Origin of the sequence: Pseudomonas sp. GM79 (assembly GCF_000282495.1) — a bacterium.
GTDB lineage: Bacteria > Pseudomonadota > Gammaproteobacteria > Pseudomonadales > Pseudomonadaceae > Aquipseudomonas.
In genome coordinates this window covers 52555-70809 of sequence record NZ_AKJE01000042.1, presented here as the reverse complement: position 1 = coordinate 70809, position 18255 = coordinate 52555, and the positions used below count along the sequence as shown (strand labels likewise).

14 protein-coding genes are annotated in these 18255 nt (G+C 54.1%); 6 read left to right on the top strand and 8 right to left on the bottom strand.

Annotation, left to right across the window (positions count from 1 at the left end):
* Positions 1 to 9 precede the first annotated feature (9 nt).
* Positions 10 to 1704 (bottom strand): potassium-transporting ATPase subunit KdpA, encoded by a 1695-nt coding sequence (gene kdpA / locus PMI36_RS16155; protein ID WP_008071672.1) that lies wholly within the window; start codon positions 1702 to 1704, stop codon positions 10 to 12.
* A gap of 8 nt (positions 1705 to 1712) precedes the next feature.
* Positions 1713 to 1802 (bottom strand): K(+)-transporting ATPase subunit F, encoded by a 90-nt coding sequence (gene kdpF / locus PMI36_RS30540; protein ID WP_007899818.1) that lies wholly within the window; start codon positions 1800 to 1802, stop codon positions 1713 to 1715.
* 393 nt (positions 1803 to 2195) lie between these two features.
* On the opposite strand from kdpF, the gene eat reads away from it, so the two are divergent.
* Together eat and PMI36_RS30535 are read left to right on the top strand one after the other, a co-directional pair.
* Entirely contained in the window at positions 2196 to 3560 is a 1365-nt protein-coding gene (gene eat / locus PMI36_RS16160) for an ethanolamine permease (RefSeq protein ID WP_008071671.1), read from the top strand.
* Between the two features lie 266 nt (positions 3561 to 3826).
* Entirely contained in the window at positions 3827 to 3994 is a 168-nt protein-coding gene (locus tag PMI36_RS30535; RefSeq protein WP_007899812.1) for a DUF2897 family protein, read from the top strand.
* A gap of 125 nt (positions 3995 to 4119) precedes the next feature.
* Here PMI36_RS30535 and PMI36_RS16165 read toward each other — a convergent pair whose 3' ends face one another.
* The 5 genes from PMI36_RS16165 to PMI36_RS16185 all read right to left on the bottom strand — a co-directional run bounded on the left by PMI36_RS16165 (position 4120) and on the right by PMI36_RS16185 (position 8355).
* The gene (locus PMI36_RS16165; RefSeq protein WP_008071670.1) at positions 4120 to 4971 is read right to left on the bottom strand and encodes an urea carboxylase-associated family protein; all 852 of its coding nucleotides are present in this window, start codon (positions 4969 to 4971) and stop codon (positions 4120 to 4122) included.
* 15 nt (positions 4972 to 4986) lie between these two features.
* Entirely contained in the window at positions 4987 to 5640 is a 654-nt protein-coding gene (locus tag PMI36_RS16170; protein WP_008071669.1) for a GntR family transcriptional regulator, read from the bottom strand.
* Between the two features lie 71 nt (positions 5641 to 5711).
* Positions 5712 to 6986, bottom strand: coding sequence for a beta-ketoacyl-ACP synthase II (gene fabF / locus PMI36_RS16175; RefSeq protein WP_008071667.1), 1275 nt, complete (start codon positions 6984 to 6986; stop codon positions 5712 to 5714).
* 32 nt (positions 6987 to 7018) lie between these two features.
* Positions 7019 to 7813 carry an SDR family NAD(P)-dependent oxidoreductase gene (locus PMI36_RS16180; RefSeq protein WP_008071666.1) on the bottom strand — a complete coding sequence of 265 codons (795 nt, stop codon included), beginning with the start codon at positions 7811 to 7813 and terminating at the stop codon, positions 7019 to 7021.
* Positions 7814 to 8019: 206 nt separating this feature from the next.
* The gene (locus PMI36_RS16185) at positions 8020 to 8355 is read right to left on the bottom strand and encodes a ComEA family DNA-binding protein (protein ID WP_008071664.1); all 336 of its coding nucleotides are present in this window, start codon (positions 8353 to 8355) and stop codon (positions 8020 to 8022) included.
* Between the two features lie 308 nt (positions 8356 to 8663).
* Here PMI36_RS16185 and PMI36_RS16190 point away from each other — a divergent pair, with 308 nt between their 5' ends.
* Positions 8664 to 9593: an NAD-dependent epimerase/dehydratase family protein gene (locus tag PMI36_RS16190; RefSeq protein WP_032830377.1), complete on the top strand. Its 930-nt coding sequence runs from the start codon at positions 8664 to 8666 to the stop codon at positions 9591 to 9593.
* Between the two features lie 127 nt (positions 9594 to 9720).
* Here PMI36_RS16190 and PMI36_RS16195 read toward each other — a convergent pair whose 3' ends face one another.
* Entirely contained in the window at positions 9721 to 11718 is a 1998-nt protein-coding gene (locus tag PMI36_RS16195) for a polysaccharide biosynthesis protein (protein WP_032830369.1), read from the bottom strand.
* A 762-nt stretch (positions 11719 to 12480) separates the two neighbouring features.
* Here PMI36_RS16195 and PMI36_RS16200 point away from each other — a divergent pair.
* The 3 genes from PMI36_RS16200 to PMI36_RS16210 are packed head-to-tail and all read left to right on the top strand — an operon-like array spanning position 12481 to position 18201.
* The gene (locus PMI36_RS16200) at positions 12481 to 13299 is read left to right on the top strand and encodes an ABC transporter permease (RefSeq protein ID WP_008071658.1); all 819 of its coding nucleotides are present in this window, start codon (positions 12481 to 12483) and stop codon (positions 13297 to 13299) included.
* Positions 13289 to 14605 (top strand): ABC transporter ATP-binding protein, encoded by a 1317-nt coding sequence (locus PMI36_RS16205; protein ID WP_008071656.1) that lies wholly within the window; start codon positions 13289 to 13291, stop codon positions 14603 to 14605. The genes PMI36_RS16200 and PMI36_RS16205 overlap by 11 nt, the downstream gene beginning before the upstream one ends.
* Positions 14605 to 18201: a GT99 family glycosyltransferase N-terminal domain-containing protein gene (locus PMI36_RS16210; RefSeq protein WP_008071652.1), complete on the top strand. Its 3597-nt coding sequence runs from the start codon at positions 14605 to 14607 to the stop codon at positions 18199 to 18201. Before PMI36_RS16205 ends, PMI36_RS16210 begins: the two co-directional genes overlap by 1 nt.
* Positions 18202 to 18255 lie beyond the last annotated feature (54 nt).

The window sequence follows — 18255 nt, the reverse complement described above, 5'->3', positions numbered from 1 at the left end:
ATTGACTCCTTAGAAGCCCAAGCTCAGATGTTCGGCAATCGGGCCCAGCGCCAGGGTCGGCAGGAAGGTCAAACCACCCACCAGCAAAATGGTCACGGTCAACAGGACCACGAACAGCGGGCCGTGAGTCGGGAAGCTGTTCTGGCCGATCGGCGCGGTTTTCTTCATCGCCAGGCTGCCGGCCAGGGCCAGTACCGGGAGGATGTAACCGAAGCGACCGATCAACATGCCCAGCCCCAGCATCAGGTTGTGGAACGCGGTGTTGGCACCGAAACCGCCGAACGCCGAGCCGTTGTTGGCACTGGCCGAGGTGTAGGCATAAAGCAACTGGCTGAAACCGTGAGCACCGGGGTTACTCACCGCCGCGACCGGGCCAGGCAGGCTGGCAGCAATCGCGCCGAGCACCAGCACGCCGACCGGCATCACCAGCAAGGTCACCACCAGCAACTGGACTTCTTTGGCTTGCAGTTTCTTGCCGAGGTATTCCGGAGTGCGGCCGATCATCAGCCCGGCGAGGAATACCGCGATCAGCACGTTGAGCAACATGCCGTAGAGCCCGGCTCCGACGCCGCCGAAGATCACTTCGCCGACCATCATGTTGATCATCGCCACCATGCCGCTCAGCGGGTTGAGGCTGTCGTGCATGCCATTGACCGAACCGTTCGACGCCGCCGTGGTGGTCACCGACCACAACACGGTGGCGGTGGTACCGAAGCGCGCTTCCTTGCCTTCCAGCGGTGCGGTCTGTTCGACGGCGACGTTGTTCAGGGTCGGGTTCGGTTGATATTCAGCCCACAGCGACGTCGCGCCGCCGATCAAAAACAGCGCCAGCATGCAGGCGATGATCGCGCGGCTCTGACGCAGGTCTTTCACGTAATGGCCGAAGGTGAACACCAGCGCCACCGGGATCAGAATGATCGAAGCGACTTCGAACAGGTTGCTCCACGCCGTCGGGTTCTCGAACGGGTGCGCCGAGTTGACGCCAAAGAAGCCACCACCGTTGGTGCCCAGTTGCTTGATCGCAATCTGGCTGGCGGCCGGGCCGAGCGGGATCACTTGATCAACGCCCTGCATGGTCACGGCGTTCACGTACTGGGCGAACGTTTGTGGCACGCCCTGCCAGACCAGATACAGCGCCAGCAGCAGGCACAGCGGCAGCAGGCCGTAAAGGGTGGCGCGAGTCATGTCGACCCAGAAGTTGCCCAGGGTTTTGGTCGACTTGCGACCAATGCCGCGACACAGCGCCACCAGTACCGCGAGGCCGGTGGCGGCGCTGACGAAGTTCTGCACGGTGAGGCCGACCATCTGGCTCAGGTAGCTGAGGGTCGCTTCGCCGCTGTAGGACTGCCAGTTTGTATTGGTCATGAAGCTGACGGCGGTGTTGAACGCTTGCGTCCATTCCTGACCCGGCAAATTTTGCGGATTGAGCGGCAAATAATCCTGAAACAGCAGGATCGCGAACAACAGCAAAAAACCCGCGAGGTTAAAGGCGAGCAAGGCCAGGGTGTATTTCTGCCAGCTCTGTTCGGCCTGCGGATCGACGCCGGCCACCCGATAGCAACCCCGCTCCACCGGCCCGAGGATCGGCGACAGCCAGGTGCGCTGCCCTTCCATCACCTTGTAGTAGAAGCGCCCCAGAAACGGTGCCGGGATCAGCACCACGGCGAAGAAGGCGAGGATCAGCCAATAGTCATAACTGTGCATAGCCGCTCCTAGTTCCGGTCCGCGCGCAACAGCGCAACCAACAGATAAATGAACAGCCCCACTGCCAATAGCAGTGACACTCCGTCCAGAACGCTCATGGAAATTCTCCGTGTTACGGCGTATTGCCGCGTGTGGAGTGATTGTCGGGAGGGAGGCTGTAAAGGCGCGAGATCGAGGGTGTTGGCTACGCATAAATAAAGCGTAAAGAGTGGGGTGATGCGGTGGCAGTGCCGGCCTCTTCGCGAGCAAGCCCGCTCCCACAGGGATCGGTGTTGTGTGGGTAAACGCATTCCAAATGTGGGAGCGGGCTTGCTCGCGAAGGCGGCAGCACAGACGACACCGCCCCCAACTGGCGCACAAAAAGCGCGCATCCGGCCGCGAACATCCCCGATACGACAGCTTTCAGCGCTTTACGACGCCCACCTGAAAAATGGCACGCCCACTGCACACGCCCTCCCCCGAGCTTTTCCAAACCGTTCAGGGAGCAAGGCATGAACACACAACTCAAACCCACGCTGGGTACGCTGCACCTGTGGGGTATCGCGGTCGGGCTGGTGATTTCCGGTGAGTACTTCGGCTGGAGTTACGGCTGGGGCGTGGCCGGGACACTGGGCTTCCTGGTGACCTCATTCATGGTCGCCACGATGTACACCTGCTTCATCTTCAGTTTCACCGAACTGACCACCGCGATTCCCCATGCCGGGGGTCCCTTTGCCTACAGCCGCCGCGCCTTTGGCGAGAAAGGTGGATTGATTGCCGGGTTGGCGACCCTGATCGAGTTCGTCTTCGCCCCTCCGGCGATTGCCCTGGCGATCGGCGCCTACCTGAATGTGCAGTTTCCCGCCCTCGACCCGAAACACGCGGCGGTCGGTGCCTACATCGTGTTCATGGGCCTGAACATTCTCGGCGTGAAACTGGCCGCGACCTTCGAGCTGGTGGTCTGCGTATTGGCGGTCGCCGAATTGTTGGTGTTCATGGGCGTGGTCGCCCCGGCGTTCAGCTTCAGCAACTTCGCCCTCAACGGCTGGGCTGGTTCTGATGTGTTCGGTGCGCCCGCGATTGCCGGCATGTTCGCGGCCATTCCGTTTGCCATCTGGTTCTTCCTTGCCATCGAAGGCGCGGCCATGGCCGCCGAAGAAGCCAAAGACCCGAAACGCACGATTCCCAAGGCCTACATCAGCGGCATCCTGACCCTGGTGCTGCTGGCCATGGGCGTGATGTTCTTTGCCGGCGGCGTCGGCGACTGGCGCACCCTGTCGAACATCAACGATCCGCTGCCGCAAGCCATGAAAGCCGTGGTCGGCGAAAGCTCCGGCTGGTTGCACATGCTGGTGTGGATCGGCCTGTTCGGCCTGGTGGCGAGTTTCCACGGGATTATTCTCGGCTACTCGCGGCAGTTCTTTGCGCTGGCCCGGGCCGGTTACCTGCCAGCATCCCTGGCCAAACTGTCGCGCTTCCAGACCCCGCACCGGGCCATCATCGCCGGTGGCGTGATTGGCATCGCGGCGATCTACAGCGATGGCTTGATCAACCTCGGCGGCATGACGCTGACGGCGGCGATGATCACCATGGCGGTATTCGGTGCGATCGTGATGTACATCATGAGCATGCTCAGCCTGTTCAAACTGCGCAAAACCGAACCGAACCTGGAACGCACCTTCCGCGCGCCCTGCTACCCATTGGTGCCGTTCATTGCGTTGATGCTGGCGGTGGTTTGCCTGGTGGCGATGGCCTGGTTCAACACCTTGATCGGGTTGATCTTCCTCGGCTTCATGGCAGTGGGTTTCGTGTACTTCATGCTTACCGCGCAACTGCGTGCCGATGCGCCGGCGGATGCGATGTTGACTGGGCTTTAACCTCACACGCTGCCACCTGTAGGAGCTGCCGAAGGCTGCGATCTTTTGATCTTTATCGATGCATCTGGCGTCGAAGATCAGGATCAAAAGATCGCAGCCTTCGGCAGCTCCTACGGGGGAATGTGCAGGTTTCGAAGATGTGGCGCAGATGAACGGGACATAACAGGCCTAGAATGGAACCACTGCGAAATTCCATCGCTCAAAAGTGGTATGCAGGATCGATCGGCGAACCCTCGCCCATCGGCCTGCCCTTAAGGAGAGCCGTTATGCCTTGGTATGCCTGGTTGATTCTGATCGTTGCCATCGGCTCGATCGTTGGCGGTCTGATGCTGCTGCGCGACACCGCCAACAAGGTCGAATTGACCGAAGAGCAACGCAAGCGCGTCGCCGAACGCAATGCGGAAGCGGATGCCAAGGATGCGCAGGACCGCTAGCAAACAATTGTGGCGAGGGAGCTTGCTCCCGCTGGGTCGCGTAGCGACCCTTGAGGTTCCTCGCACATTTTTTGCGCCCGCTGCGCGGTCGAGCGGGAGCAAGCTCCCTCGCCACAAAACCGTTTCTATTTCTCCCAATCGGCCTTGGCAATGTGCAAGCCATGCAGCCCTTTATAGGCCGCACGTTCCGGCTGGCTCCAGCCTTCAAGCAACGACTCCTCCAACCGATAAATCTCCACCCCCAATGGCCGACACACACTCAACGGATCCTGCGCATCCGGCCCCCACATGGCCAGGGACAAATCGCCACCCGGGCACGTCGACAACGCACACAGCAGATCAATCTCGGCAAAGAACTCCAGGTAATCGCCCTTCTGCGCCGGACAAGCTTTCATGAAGTACATGTCGTCGTGGTTCAGACCCGTGCACTGGAAAATGTTCAGCACATCATGCACGTCAAATTCGGTCAGGCCATGGGGTAACACGGCGCGCGTCAAATTCGAGTGGCAGTGATGATGGAAATCCTCGCCGGTGAGCATTTTGTTCACATACGGATCGCACCGCGTCCCCAGCAAGTCGTGCAAACGCCCGCCATGTTCGTCGATGCCGTACCCGGCCAGGCTATCGTCGGTGATAGTCACCAGCGGCCGCAAAAATGGCAGGTTCGACCAGAGCCGGTCATGGGTGCTGACATGAGCACCCTGCAACTGCCGGGTCCGCGCCGCCCATAAGCGTTCGCGCGGGTCGTGGGCATTCCAGACATTGAAGTCCCCGACTTGCGGGCCAACCGGGGTCGTGACCCTGAACACATGCCCGGCCGGCACATTCCAGGCGCGGCCAGTGCGGATCGGCACTTCGAACTGTTCGATCAGCGTGCGCCCCTCTTTCTTGTCCCGGACTCTCTCGTAGAAAGCCGTGTCCACCTGCAAGGCCGAGCCTTTGCTGACTTGATAGGCCGCCGGATAGTCTTTGTACATGGCACAAATCCTCGTTCAGTGATGGGAAGAAGGGGCAAGCATCTGCAACAGGAGGTGTTCGGAGTCGTCGAGATAAAGGCTCATCGCGTCCCCGGCCGCGGGTTTGTCGCCGTCGGCCAGCAAGTCATGTATCTGCCGGTCACGCGCCAGCCAAGGCGCTTGAAAACGTGATTCATCGGGAGCGGTGCAAAACACCAGGCGCAGTTGCGCGACAACGTTGGTGAAGAACTCATCGAACAACGGACTGCGCAGCAATCCGACAATGTGTTGATGAAACGCCAGGCTGTGAGTGCCGACGGCGCGCCAGTCCTCACGCTCCCGGGCCAGCTCGGTGGCCTCCAGGGCTTCGAGCATCCGGTCGGACTGATACTCACGCAATGGCTGACTGGCGCTGATGGCTTGCAGCTCCAGGGTACGCCGGACCTTGAACAGATCGCGCACATCCTCGACACCCAACCGGCGCACCATCACACCCTTGTTACGGACATAACGGGTCAGCCCTTCCTGACCCAGACGATGCAACGCCTCGCGAATCGTGTTTCGCGAGGCGTTGTAAGCCGACACCAGATCGTTTTCCACCAGCGCCATGCCCGGCAGCAAACGACCGCCGATGATGTCAGCGCGCAACTCCAATGTGATGTGGTCGGCCAGGGACAGTCCGCTGCTCATACTCAATGCCTCGTGATTGTTCAACAATCGTCAGCGAATGAGTAATCACTATTCGTGCCATCTGCCTTGAGCTACTCATCCCAGTATTTGAACAACACACTGGCATTGACGCCACCAAATCCGAAGCCGTTGGATAACGCGTAATCGATGGTCATTGGCCGCGCCTGACCATGAACGATGTCCACCCCTTGCGTTGCCGGATCCGGGTTATCGAAGTTGAGCGTCGCCGGCACCACCTGATCGCGGAGCGCCAACAGCGTAAAGATCGCCTCGATCCCGCCAGCAGCGCCGAGCAAATGCCCGGTGGCCGATTTGGTCGACGTCACCGCTATCTTGTTGTCCGAGCCGAACAATGACTTGATGGCCGCCAACTCCCCCAAATCCCCCACCGGGGTCGAGGTTGCATGGGCGTTGAGATGCTGCACCTGCGCCGGCGAAATGCCCGCCTGGGCCAACGCCAGCGACATCGCCCGACGCGCACCGCTGCCATCTTCAGGCCCCGCGGTCAGATGATAGGCATCGGCACTGGTGCCGTAACCGACCAGCTCGGCCAACGGCTGAGCGCCGCGCGCCAGGGCATGCTCCAGGGATTCGATCACCAGAAGGCCCGAGCCTTCGCCCATCACAAAGCCATCACGCCCACTGTCGAACGGCCGCGAGGCGCGTTCCGGGGTGTCGTTGTAACCACTGGACAACGCCCGAGCCGCCGCAAACCCGGCAAGGCTGACACGATCGATCGCCGCCTCCGCACCGCCACACACCGCAATATCTGCCTCACCGCAGCGAATCAGCCGCGCCGCGTCACCAATCGCCTGAACCCCGGCCGCGCACGCTGTTACCGGAGCGCCCAAAGGGCCCTTGAAACCGTGCTCAATCGACACATGGCCCGCCGCGAGGTTGACCAGAAACGACGGAATGGTGAACGGAGACAAGCGTCGCGGGCCACGGCTATCGGTAGTACGCACCGCATCGGCAATCGCGCCGAAACCACCCACGCCCGAGCCGATAATCGTGGCGGTGCGTTCCTGCGCGTTGACGTCCTGCGGATGCCAATCGGCCTGCTCCAGTGCCTGACGCGCCGCCTCCATGGCAAACATAATGAAACGGTCCATCTTCTTCTGCTCTTTGGGCGGCGTCGCCCGGTCCGGATCAAAACCCGCCTCGGGATCTTCCGCCAGCGTCTGCACCGCGCCACCGACCTTGGTGGTCAGATCGGCAACCACCTCGTCCGGCAACGCCCGCAACCCGGAACGCCCGGCCAACAAACGCGCCCAAACCGCTTCGACACCACTACCTAACGGCGACACCAGGCCCATGCCCGTGACGACCACTCGACGATTACTCATAACGCAAATACCTCAAGCCGATTCATGGCGCCTCACTTGTAACGCGTGGCGGCCGTGCTTCTAGACAGATTCGGCGCCATCGCATGACGCGCCGCCATAAAGGCCTCCCACTCGGAGGCATTCGGTAACGAAGGAATGGTGATCAACTCACCCTGGTCCAGACCCGACAATGCCGCGTCGACCATCTCCCCTGCTTCCATGATCATGTCCGCCGGAATCTGGGACGCATCGATACCGGAGCGCTCCAGGATCTCGGTACGTGTGACGCCCGGCAACACCGCTTGAACCTGAACCCCGGTGCCCTGCAGTTCGGCGTTCAACGACTGAGTCAGGCTCAACACATAAGCCTTGCTCGCACTGTACGTCGCATTGAACCGCTCCGGGAACAATGCCACCACCGAGGCAATATTGATGATCGTCCCGCGACCGGCCTTGGAAAAACCCGCCGCCGCTGCCGAGGCCAACCGCGTCACCGTGGTGACGTTCAGCTGAATCAAACGCTCCAGCTGATCCATATCAGCGTTGGCGAGCAAACCATCTGCCGCGACACCGGCGTTATTCAGCAACAGGCTGATACTCGAATCGCTACGCAGGCGCTGCTCAAGCTTCAACACATCATCCTTTTGCGTCAGATCCGCCTTCAGCACCTCCACCTGAACCCCATGCGCTGCACGCAACTTGCTCGCCGCAGCCTCCAGCCGTTCCTGATCACGGGCCACCAGCAACAAATCAAAACCACGCGCCGCCAACCGCTCCGCGTAAACCGCACCGATGCCGGAAGATGCGCCGGTGACGAGGGCCGTACCTTGGGTCTGGACAGAATTCATGACTGTGCTCCTGGAGGATGCTTGAGGAAGGTGAGCGCCTGAAAATCAGGGCGCATCAACAAATGACGAATTTATTATAGGCATAATTTAAGCGCCATATGATAGGCGTAATTTTTCCCGTCCCGATGAAAGGCACCAGATCGCCCTCTGCGGCAATATGCAAAAAGGCCGGTCAATGACCGGCCTCTTGGCGTGGATCTACAAGCTTAGTTCACTTCCAGCTTCTCGCGATTCTTGTCCAGAATAGCCTTGCCAATCCCCTTCACTTCCAGCAATTCGTCGACGGACGAAAACGGCCCATTACTCTCACGATAAGCAACAATCGCCTTGGCCTTCGCCTCACCAATCCCGGACAACTCGCGCTGCAGAGTCGGCGCATCGGCGCCATTGAGATCGACCTTGGTGGTTTGAGCCTTGGCAGCACCATCCAGCATCAAGGGTGCCTTGGCAGCCTCTGGCGCAGTCGTCGGCGCAGCGATGGCCGCAATAGAGGCGCTGGTGAGCAGGGCAAAAACCAGAGAGTAGAAATAGCCAGTACGCATAAATGAAGCTCCATGACATCGATTGAGAAAGCAGCTTTTCCGAAGCTGCCTTCCAAACTTAGGCGATGTGGTGGAGCTGTCAAAAATGTGTCGATTACAAGATGTGTGGACGAAGCAAAGCCGAGGAATTACAGTGCTTCGCCTCGCGAAGGTATCTCGATCGCAAAGTGGAAACTTGCTCCTCGTTTGGCCTCCCTTTTCGACCCGTTCTAAAAGGGGATACAACTACTCCCCGACCAAAAAATTGCAATTCTGGGAGCCACGGTATGACACGCGGACTTCCTTTTGACTATTGGATAATTTACATCATGGTTAACTCCCCTATTTTAGTGACCGGTGGCGCTGGCTTCATCGGCTCCCACCTTACGGACGCCCTACTTGAAAAAGGTCATAGCGTTCGCATTCTGGACGATTTCTCAACAGGCAAGCACACTAACCTGCCACTGGGTAACGCTCGTCTGGAAGTGATTCAGGGGGATGTAGCCGATGCCGAAACGGTATTTAGAGCAATGGAAGGCTGCCGCGCCGTAGTTCATTTAGCAGCAGTGGCTTCCGTACAAGCGTCCGTCGACGACCCTGCAAAAACTCACCAGAGCAACTTCATTGGCACGCTTAATGTTTGCGAGAGCATGCGCAGGTTGAAGATCAAGCGTGTCGTGTTTGCTTCCAGTGCCGCGGTGTATGGAAACAATGGCGAAGGGGAAGCTATTGACGAAGACACTCCGAAAGCACCACTGACGCCTTATGCTTCCGACAAACTGGCGAGCGAGTACTACTTTGACTTTTACCGCAGGCAACATGCTCTGGAACCGGTAATATTCCGTTTCTTTAATATCTTTGGCCCTCGCCAGGACCCTTCATCTCCGTATTCTGGGGTAATCAGCATATTTAGCGAGCGGGCAAAAAACGACTTACCGATAACAATATTCGGTGATGGTGAACAAACCCGAGACTTCGTTTATGTAGGCGATCTAGTCAATGTCCTCGTCCAGGCGACCGAAGCCCAGAGTGTAGAAGCGGGAGCAATCAACGTAGGACTTAGCCGAGCCACTACCCTCAACCAGGTATTGGAATCACTGTCTAGCGTATTGAACAAGTCACCGCAGGTCAGCTACGCGGCCGGACGTCCTGGCGACATCAGGCATTCCAGAGCCAACAATAAACGACTGCTAGAGCAATTCGTGTTCCCTGAACCCACCCCAATCTCCTCTGGTCTTGCTCGTTTACTGGAACAATAAATCCGAATTGGACGAGATAGATCTCCACGCTTTGTCTGTGCGAAATGAAAAATGCCCCATCTATTGAATGAGGCATTTTTTTATTGCTTATCGAGCCAGCGTCGATTTAATACCCAAACCCTCGGACTCAAGGCTCAAGACGCCGCTGCTGCTGGTAAATCCAGTCGACGATTTCACCGTCCGGGGTATACCCGCATACTGTTTCACGCAATAATTTTCTAACACGAGAATAATCATCAGCGGCAACGGCTACGAGCAGCTCCGAAAGTCTTGACTTCAACACATCCCAAGGCAGGAAATCTTCATTCGCGCTCATAATCATCGGGTGCTGAGTGGCGGCAACGTTATCCCCGATCAGCAACTCCTCATAAAGCTTCTCGCCCGGGCGCAATCCGGTAAATTCAATGGCGATATCGCCTTGTAGATTTTTCTCGGAGCGCACGCTCAACCCGGACAGGTGAATCATCTTTTCCGCCAGTTCGACGATTCTTACCGGCTCCCCCATATCAAGAACAAACACATCACCTCCCCGTCCCATTGAGCCAGCCTGGATGACGAGTTGAGCAGCTTCAGGAATGGTCATGAAGTAGCGGGTAATCTTGGGATGTGTAACCGTCAATGGCCCTCCTGACTTGATCTGCTTATGGAACAGAGGGATCACCGAGCCGGAAGAGCCAAGGACATTTCCAAAACGAACCATAGTAAACCGGGTTTTGTTCACGCGAGACACGTTAGCCGTATCCCCAAGGAAAACAGGAGCGGCTTCGCGACTCAGGGCCTGTAACGTCAACTCCGCAAAACGCTTGGTACTGCCCATGACGTTGGTGGGGCGAACTGCTTTATCTGTCGAAATCAATACAAAATTCGCAACACCGGCCTGAAGCGCCGCCTGGGCGGTGTTCAGAGTACCAATGACATTATTAAGAACGCCTTCGGCGATGTTATGCTCAACCATGGGGACGTGTTTATAGGCGGCTGCATGATAAACAGTCTCGACCCGCCAGGTTTTCATTACATCAAGCAGCTTCTCTTGGTCTCGTATAGACCCGAGAATAGGCAGCAGGTGAACCGAAATAGATTCGCGACTGATACGTTGCTCCAACTCTGACAAGATGCTGTAGAGATTGAACTCACTGTGATCGAACAATAAAAGTGTTGTAGCGCCCAAAGAAAAAATTTGCCGACATAATTCGGACCCTATAGAACCACCTGCGCCCGTCACCAGTACGGTTTTGCCCTTGATGCAATGCGCCAACAAATCCGGTTGAGCCGGAACAGAGTCGCGTCCGAGCAAATCAGCGATGTCGACTTCTTGAATGTCATCGACTTTAACGCGACCGCTCGCCAGGTCTGTAAAATTCGGAACGCTACGAATATGGAGAGGAAATCCCTCGAGAACATTCAGGATTTCACGACGCCTGGCACGCGTAGAAGAAGGAAGCGCCAGAAGTATTTCTTGAGCTCCTGTCACGTCGATCATTTGTTGAATGTGCTTGGGTTTGTATACTTGGAGTCCGGAAATCGATCGATCAGCAATACTTGCATCGTCATCAATAAAAGCAACCGGTCGCATGGCCCGGCCCATTCGAAGTGCTGCGACCAGCTGATTCCCAGCGACACCTGCACCATAAATCGCGACTTTGGTCAGTCCGTCATTACGACTGGCAAAAGGAACATGTTGGGCCGCAGTAAACCAATCTCCCATAAAATACTGTCGCATAAACAAACGCAAACCACCGATAATGACAAGGCTCAACCACCAGTAGTTAAAAATAATTGATCTTGGAACAACCGCCTCATGATTGCTGTACCAGTAAAGAACAACAGCAAGTAGTAACGATGACAAACTGACCGCTTTGATAATAGCAATCAGCGCATCATTGCCAAAATAGCGCATAACTGCGCGATACATTCCAAAACGGATGAACAACGGAATGGCTATGACAGGAGCACAGACAAACAACCAGAGATGGACTTTCAAAGGATTGTACATGTCGTCGATGCCCAGTCTCACGATGAACGCAAGCCAGAGCGCAAGCCATACGAGCACTGTATCGGTCATGACCTGCAGAAGCCTTTTGTGCCTACGTGGCAATTCAAGCAAAAAAGTTCGAATTTTATCCATAAATACTCAACCGTTCGGACCTGGGACTCCCTTGAGCGAGAGTCATCTTCAGTCTGCGAAATCCAATAATCCCGCCACCGTACGCCTTACCTCACCCGCCGACAAATGATAAGCCACTCAAAGCCCTTCTTGCGCACACTCGCGAGAAAAAGGACCGAAGCGGGCGTGTCGTTGACGTACAAAAAAACCATCCTAAGGAATGGGTGTAAACGAACACAACAGCAAAAAAAAAATCTTGCGGCCTCTCAGACACCGAACGGCCAGCAAAAATCCATCCCGCGTTGTGACCAAAATAATGCTTGTTCCGCTTCAGACGGAACCGGCGCGACGCAGCATCGGGCACAGACTTTGCGCTCCCAGGTAGATCCCGTACCCCTCGCCTGCGCTCCCCTTTTTGGAGCATCTCATCGTCAGGCCAACCACCACAGGCTTCGGCGCATATGGTACATTAACCAGCAATTATGTTTACCCCAACGACCATACAAAGGTCACGTGGTAGACGCTCGGGGCGACCCGTCACGGTCAAGCAATATTTAGAATACCTGATGGTTGAGACTGTCTATTTATGGAACTGCGGGACCTTCCAACGCGAGTTACCCCACGCTGCTGAAAGCAAAAAAAATTGTAGACCTCTATTTTAAAGTCCAGTTTTACGGCGCTTTTTGGTGTCATGAACGTACAAAAATCGATTGATGCCACCTACGAAGCGTTTACATCCAACAAAAACCGTGCCACCCCTTACCTCGCGGAGCTTTTTTCCTAATGCAGAGTTATGCAACCTCTCCCCTCGAAATTTTCAGGTCTAGCTGGAGAAACCGCAGATTAATCAGTGCACTGACAAAACGAGAGGTCGTTGGCCGGTATCAAGGCTCGCTCTTCGGCCTGCTCTGGTCACTGTTCAATCCAATACTGACTCTGGCTGTATACACCTTTGTTTTCAGCGTAGTGTTCAAGGCGCGCTGGAGTGGCGGCAGTGACTCCAAAGCCGAGTTTGCACTTGTGCTTTTTGCCGGACTGCTGGTGTTCAATCTTTTTTCCGAAAATATCAATCGGGCACCCGGGCTGATTCTTTCTAATACCAACTATGTGAAGAAAGTGATTTTCCCTCTGGAAATTCTTCCTGTCATTTCGCTGTGCGCGGCACTTTTCCATACTGTGATCAGTTTGGTAGTCTGGCTAGCGTTCTACACCATTTTTATATCGCCACCGCCACTGACCATTTTGCTTACTCCGATAGTACTCATACCCATTGTACTTATCTCTATGGGGGCTGGATGGCTGCTGTCATCGCTCGGTGTATTTTTCAGGGATGTTTCACAGATCATCGGGATCTTCACCACCGCGCTGCTGTTCATGTCGCCGGTCTTTTACCCTGTATCAGCGCTGCCCGTGGATTATCAAAAATTCCTGTATTACAACCCACTGACCCCCTCCATAGAATTCATCAGGGACGTCATGATTCAAGGCGTGATTCCGAACCCAAGGGAGTTTTCCCTGTATTTTCTGGGTAGCCTCGTTTTTGCCTTGATCAGTTTCGCCTGGTTCCAAAAAACTCGTAAAGGATTTGCTGATGTCCTCTGATATCGCGATAAAAGTCGAAGGTATTCACAAGTGCTTTCATATATATGAAGAACCGCGTGATCGATTCAAGCAATTCATATTTCCCCTGACGCAAAGTCTGCTGCGCCTGGAAAGGAAAAATTATTACCGTGAATTCTGGGCCCTCCAGGACGTTTCCTTCGAGGTTCGCAAAGGCGAAATCATCGGGATCATAGGACGCAACGGTGCCGGCAAATCGACGCTGCTCCAGATCATCTGCGGGACACTTAACAGCACCTCCGGTACCACTCAGGTCAATGGACGAGTGGCGGCGTTGCTGGAATTGGGTGCAGGATTCAATCCCGAGTTCAGCGGTCGCGAGAATATCTATCTCAATGGCAGTATTCTTGGCCTGACCAAAGAAGAAATCGACACCCGATACGATGAAATCATCGACTTCGCCGACATCGGTTCTTTTATCGAACAACCGGTAAAGACCTACTCGAGCGGCATGTATGTTCGTCTCGCCTTCGCGGTGCAAGCCTGCATCGAACCGGATATCCTGATCGTCGATGAAGCGCTGGCCGTCGGCGATATCGGCTTTCAATACAAGTGCTTTAAGCGAATTGAAAAGCTGCGTGATCGAGGCACAACCATTTTAATGGTGACCCACTCCACCGGTAGCATCCTTGAGTATGCTAATCGCTGCCTGGTCATCGACAACGGCCGTGTCATTACCGACACCGAGGATGTCTTGTCTGCCGTATTGACGTATGAAAAAGGCATGGTCACCACACAGGCCAAGTCCAACCCGTCTTCCGCGCCGCATGAGTCCACCGGCAGCTATTCCCTGGAACAACTCAAACATTTCCAGGCATCGGAACTCAATAACGAAACCGGTGAGAAGCGATTCGGCTCGGCGCGGGCGATCATCAAAAGCCTCGACGTATTCAGAATGGATGGCAGCAATCTTTCCGAACGTCCGATCATCAAGTCCGGTGAAGAATTGCGTTTTTCCTTCGTGATCGCTTCCTCCGAGGAGATCGAAGATGTAGCTCTGGGAATATCCCTCAGTAAAGCTCAAGGTGGCGATATCTGGGGGGATAACAACCTTAGCGCGGGCACCGTGATCAAGCTTCGCAAAGGGCAAAGCAGAATCGAATATGTTGTTCGGCTGCCCCTGAGCGCGAGTGAATACCTGGTTCATTGCGGATTGTCGTGCACACATCTCGGAAAACGAGAAGAACTTGACCAGCGTCGTCCTATGCAACGCCTGCGTTTCTGGACCCCCCGCGAACAAGTGGGTTTTGTCTACTCCCCAATCACCGTCAAAGTAATAGATGCCTAATGCTGACTATATTTCTTCCTCCCTTTCCATTCCGAGGAGTAGAAGCCCCTTATCTTTGGGTCTTCTATAAGTTCTTGCATGAGTCTGAGGAGGCTTTGCACTTCCTGATGTCGCCGTCTTATCTTCAAAGTACACAATACTTTGTCGATGCTCAGCGCTGGGAGGTCGAAGCTTCATCCTGCGATCATCTGGGATACAGCTCGCCGTCTGAAGGCGTATTGGCTAAGCACCACTTCAGTCACTTTGACGACAATGTCTTTACCCAACTTATGGAAAGCTCGGGAAACAATCCAATCCTGGCCTTCAAGCGATTGCTGACAGAACGCATTCCGTTTCTAGAAAAAGCCATCAAAGCGATGCTGTTCAGCCCCGGTCGCGAAAAACCTGACGCCATAGTTTCATGCTTGAACTGCCCTTCTCTTGAAGCCGTCGCTGAAGCGAGCGGTGTTCCTGTCATCCATATCGAGTTAGGCCCTTTGCGAGCGCCCAATTATCGCTGGACGGCCTATTTTGATTTCAGCGGCGTCAATGGAAATACCGAAGCGGAGAGCCGCTTTCAGAAAGTCGCCTCAACCTTCGGTGATCAACCGACGACGGTTGAGAAACTCAGAGAATTTTTTATAGCTTGCGATTATGACTTTACTCCGAGCACCCCCGACCGCAGCGTTGGCGTGCCTCTGCAGGTAGAAGATGATTCCAACCTGATTGCGTACTCGAATGGCTATGACAATAATTCTCTGATTGCCTACGCTAGACATCTCGAGAAGGAAGACCTGCTCATACGCGCTCATCCTAATAGCCAATTTGCGCCAAAAACAACCGATTCCGAAATAGACGACTCGGCCAACAGCATCGAGTTTATTGGAAAGTGCAGAGAGATCATAACCATCAATTCCAGCGTGGGACTGGAGGCGCTGCTATTCGAGCGAAAAGTAACCGCGTTAGGCGACAACTCCTTTGCTTTTATCAATCAAGCAACGTCTGAACAGGACAAAGTAAATCGTCTCGGATTCTACTTATTTTCCTACCTGATCCCCTTCGATGCCGCGTTCAGCCCTTCTTACATTCGATTCAGATTGCAGAACCCGTCTGAACTCGAAATATTGAAATGGCATATGAAGACCTATGGGTATGACTCTGAAGAATGCACTTCTCTAGCAGAAATAATTCACGACAGGACTACGCAACACATCATGGAAAAAATTGCACAGTTAAGAGCACACATGGCAGAGGAGATCGCAACACTTACGGCTGCGAACCAACGGATTTTATCCGAGCACCAACAAGCGCTGGCTGAGCAACAGCAGACATTGGCTGAGCAACAACATGCGCTGGCCGAGCAAATGTCAGAGGAGATCGCAACACTTACGGCTGCGAACCAACGGATTTTATCCGAACATCAACAAGCGCTGGCTGAGCAACAGCAGACATTGGCTGAGCAACAACACACACTGGCCGAGCAGCAACAAGTGTTAGCTGAACAACATTTATCAGACGAGATCGCAACGCTTACAGCGACGAACCAACGGATATTATCCGAGCACCAAGAGGCGTTGGCTGAGCAACAGGTAACATTGGCTGAGCAGCAACAAGCTTTGGCTGAGCAGCAACATGCATTGACTGAACAACGTGCACTGGTAGAAGAAAACCAACAACTGCTTGAGCAAAATCAAAAACTGCTTGAAGAGCAGGAAGATCTCGCCCGTAATAACGCACTGATCGTCGAGCAGTATGAGCGAAATATTCGAGACGAACAGGCTCGCCTGGCTACAATTCTCAGCAGCTCTTCATGGAAAGTGACTAAACCGCTTCGCTACAGCAGAAGAGTTGCAGCGACACTTTTGCGTAGCGCTTCGACTTGTGCGAGGCAAGCTAAGCGCATTTTCAGCACAATAAAATCAGACCCTAAAGTTTTGTTGCGCTTGATACGCCATATCAACGAACATGGCCTTAAAGCAACCCTTAAGCGCTCAACTCAGACGATTGAGGTTAACTTTGTAGCCAGCACTGGCGGTATCAAACTAAGCAAACAGACCACCACTTACATTCTAACCACAAAACATTGCATTTTCGTTGCGGAATTGATCAAACGCAATCTGGAAAAGGCAGGATTCCCCGCCAGCCTCATTTTTGAAGCTCCGGCAACTGGGTTCGAATCTTCTCTGCACTTTGTTATTTGCCCACAAATCTTCACGTCACTGCCAGGAACTTACATTGCCTTCCAGATGGAGCAATCTGTCAGCTCACGATGGTTTGAAGAAAGCTATTTGCGCACGCTTGAAAACTCTTACGCCATCTTTGACTATTCGACTCTCAACGTCCAATTCCTTCAAGATAAAGGTTTAAGCCTTAAGCAGGTCTATTACACTCCAATATCCTATATTCCTGACTATGCAACAACAGCACCTGTAGCGAAAGAATATGACATTCTTTTTTACGGTGATGCAAACAATGAAAGACGCCAGAAATACCTGGCGGCACTTAAAAGCAAATACAAAACCAAAGTAATTAGCAATATATTCGGCAAAACACTTTACAACGAGATTGCGAAAGCAAAACTCATTGTCAACATTCATTACTACGAGGGTGCGCTTCTCGAAACAACCCGTATTTATGAGTGCCTGTCCAAAGATGCTTTAATTGTCTCAGAAAGCAGTTCGGACATTGAAGAACATAATAATCTTCAAAATATCGTCGACTTCACGAAGATCGGTGATATCGATGAAATGATGGCGCACGTTGATTATTGGTTGGCCGATGACGCACGGCGCGAACAAAAAATCGCGCTTAACAGAGAAGCTCTGCGCGCGGCTCCAGACGAGTTCGAGTATTACTTCCAGCGCTTCTTGCTCGCGACAGACCACATCGATTTCGATACGTTCTACGACATCGCAGGCCACAATATCGAGTTCAAGACGGACTACGTGTGCCTTGGCCTGCCTGAATCGACAGAGCGCAGAAAAGACTTCGAGAAGGATAATAAAACCGGCTTCCAGTACTTCCCAGGGCTGCGCCACAGCGCTGGCTGGATCGGTTGCGGGCTCAGCTACAAGTTCATCTTGCGCAAAGCTTACGAGCAGAAGTTCAAAAACATTACGGTCTGTGAAGATGACGTCGAATTCCTGGACGGCTGGAAAGCACGGTTTGATCAAATTCACGAACATCTTGAATCACAGCAAAAGGATTGGGATATCTTTTCAGGCTTGATCGCTAACCTGCATGCGGACACGAACATCAGGGCGATCGAAAAGTTTGATGAGTTCGAGCTAATCCATATTGACAAGATGACCAGTACAGTCCTCAACACTTACAATGCCAGTGTATTCCCGAAAGTAATAAAATGGGACGAGAACTTCCGCGACCCTTACAAAAACACCATTGATCGATTCATTGAGAACCAGTCAAATATTGATGTGATTACGACAGCGCCTTTCCTCGTTGGGCATAAGGAAGAACTTATGTCTACACTGTGGGGCTTTCAGAACAGCCAATACACCGACATGATTGCAGCCAGCACGCTGTTACTGCAAGAAAAGGTCAGCGCCTTCAAAGATCCTGACGCTGAACCAAGTGGCAAAGCCCCTGTGCAGCCTTAGTTGAATTCGGTGGCAACCTCTTTTTAAACGAAGTTGCCACCGAACTTTTACTTG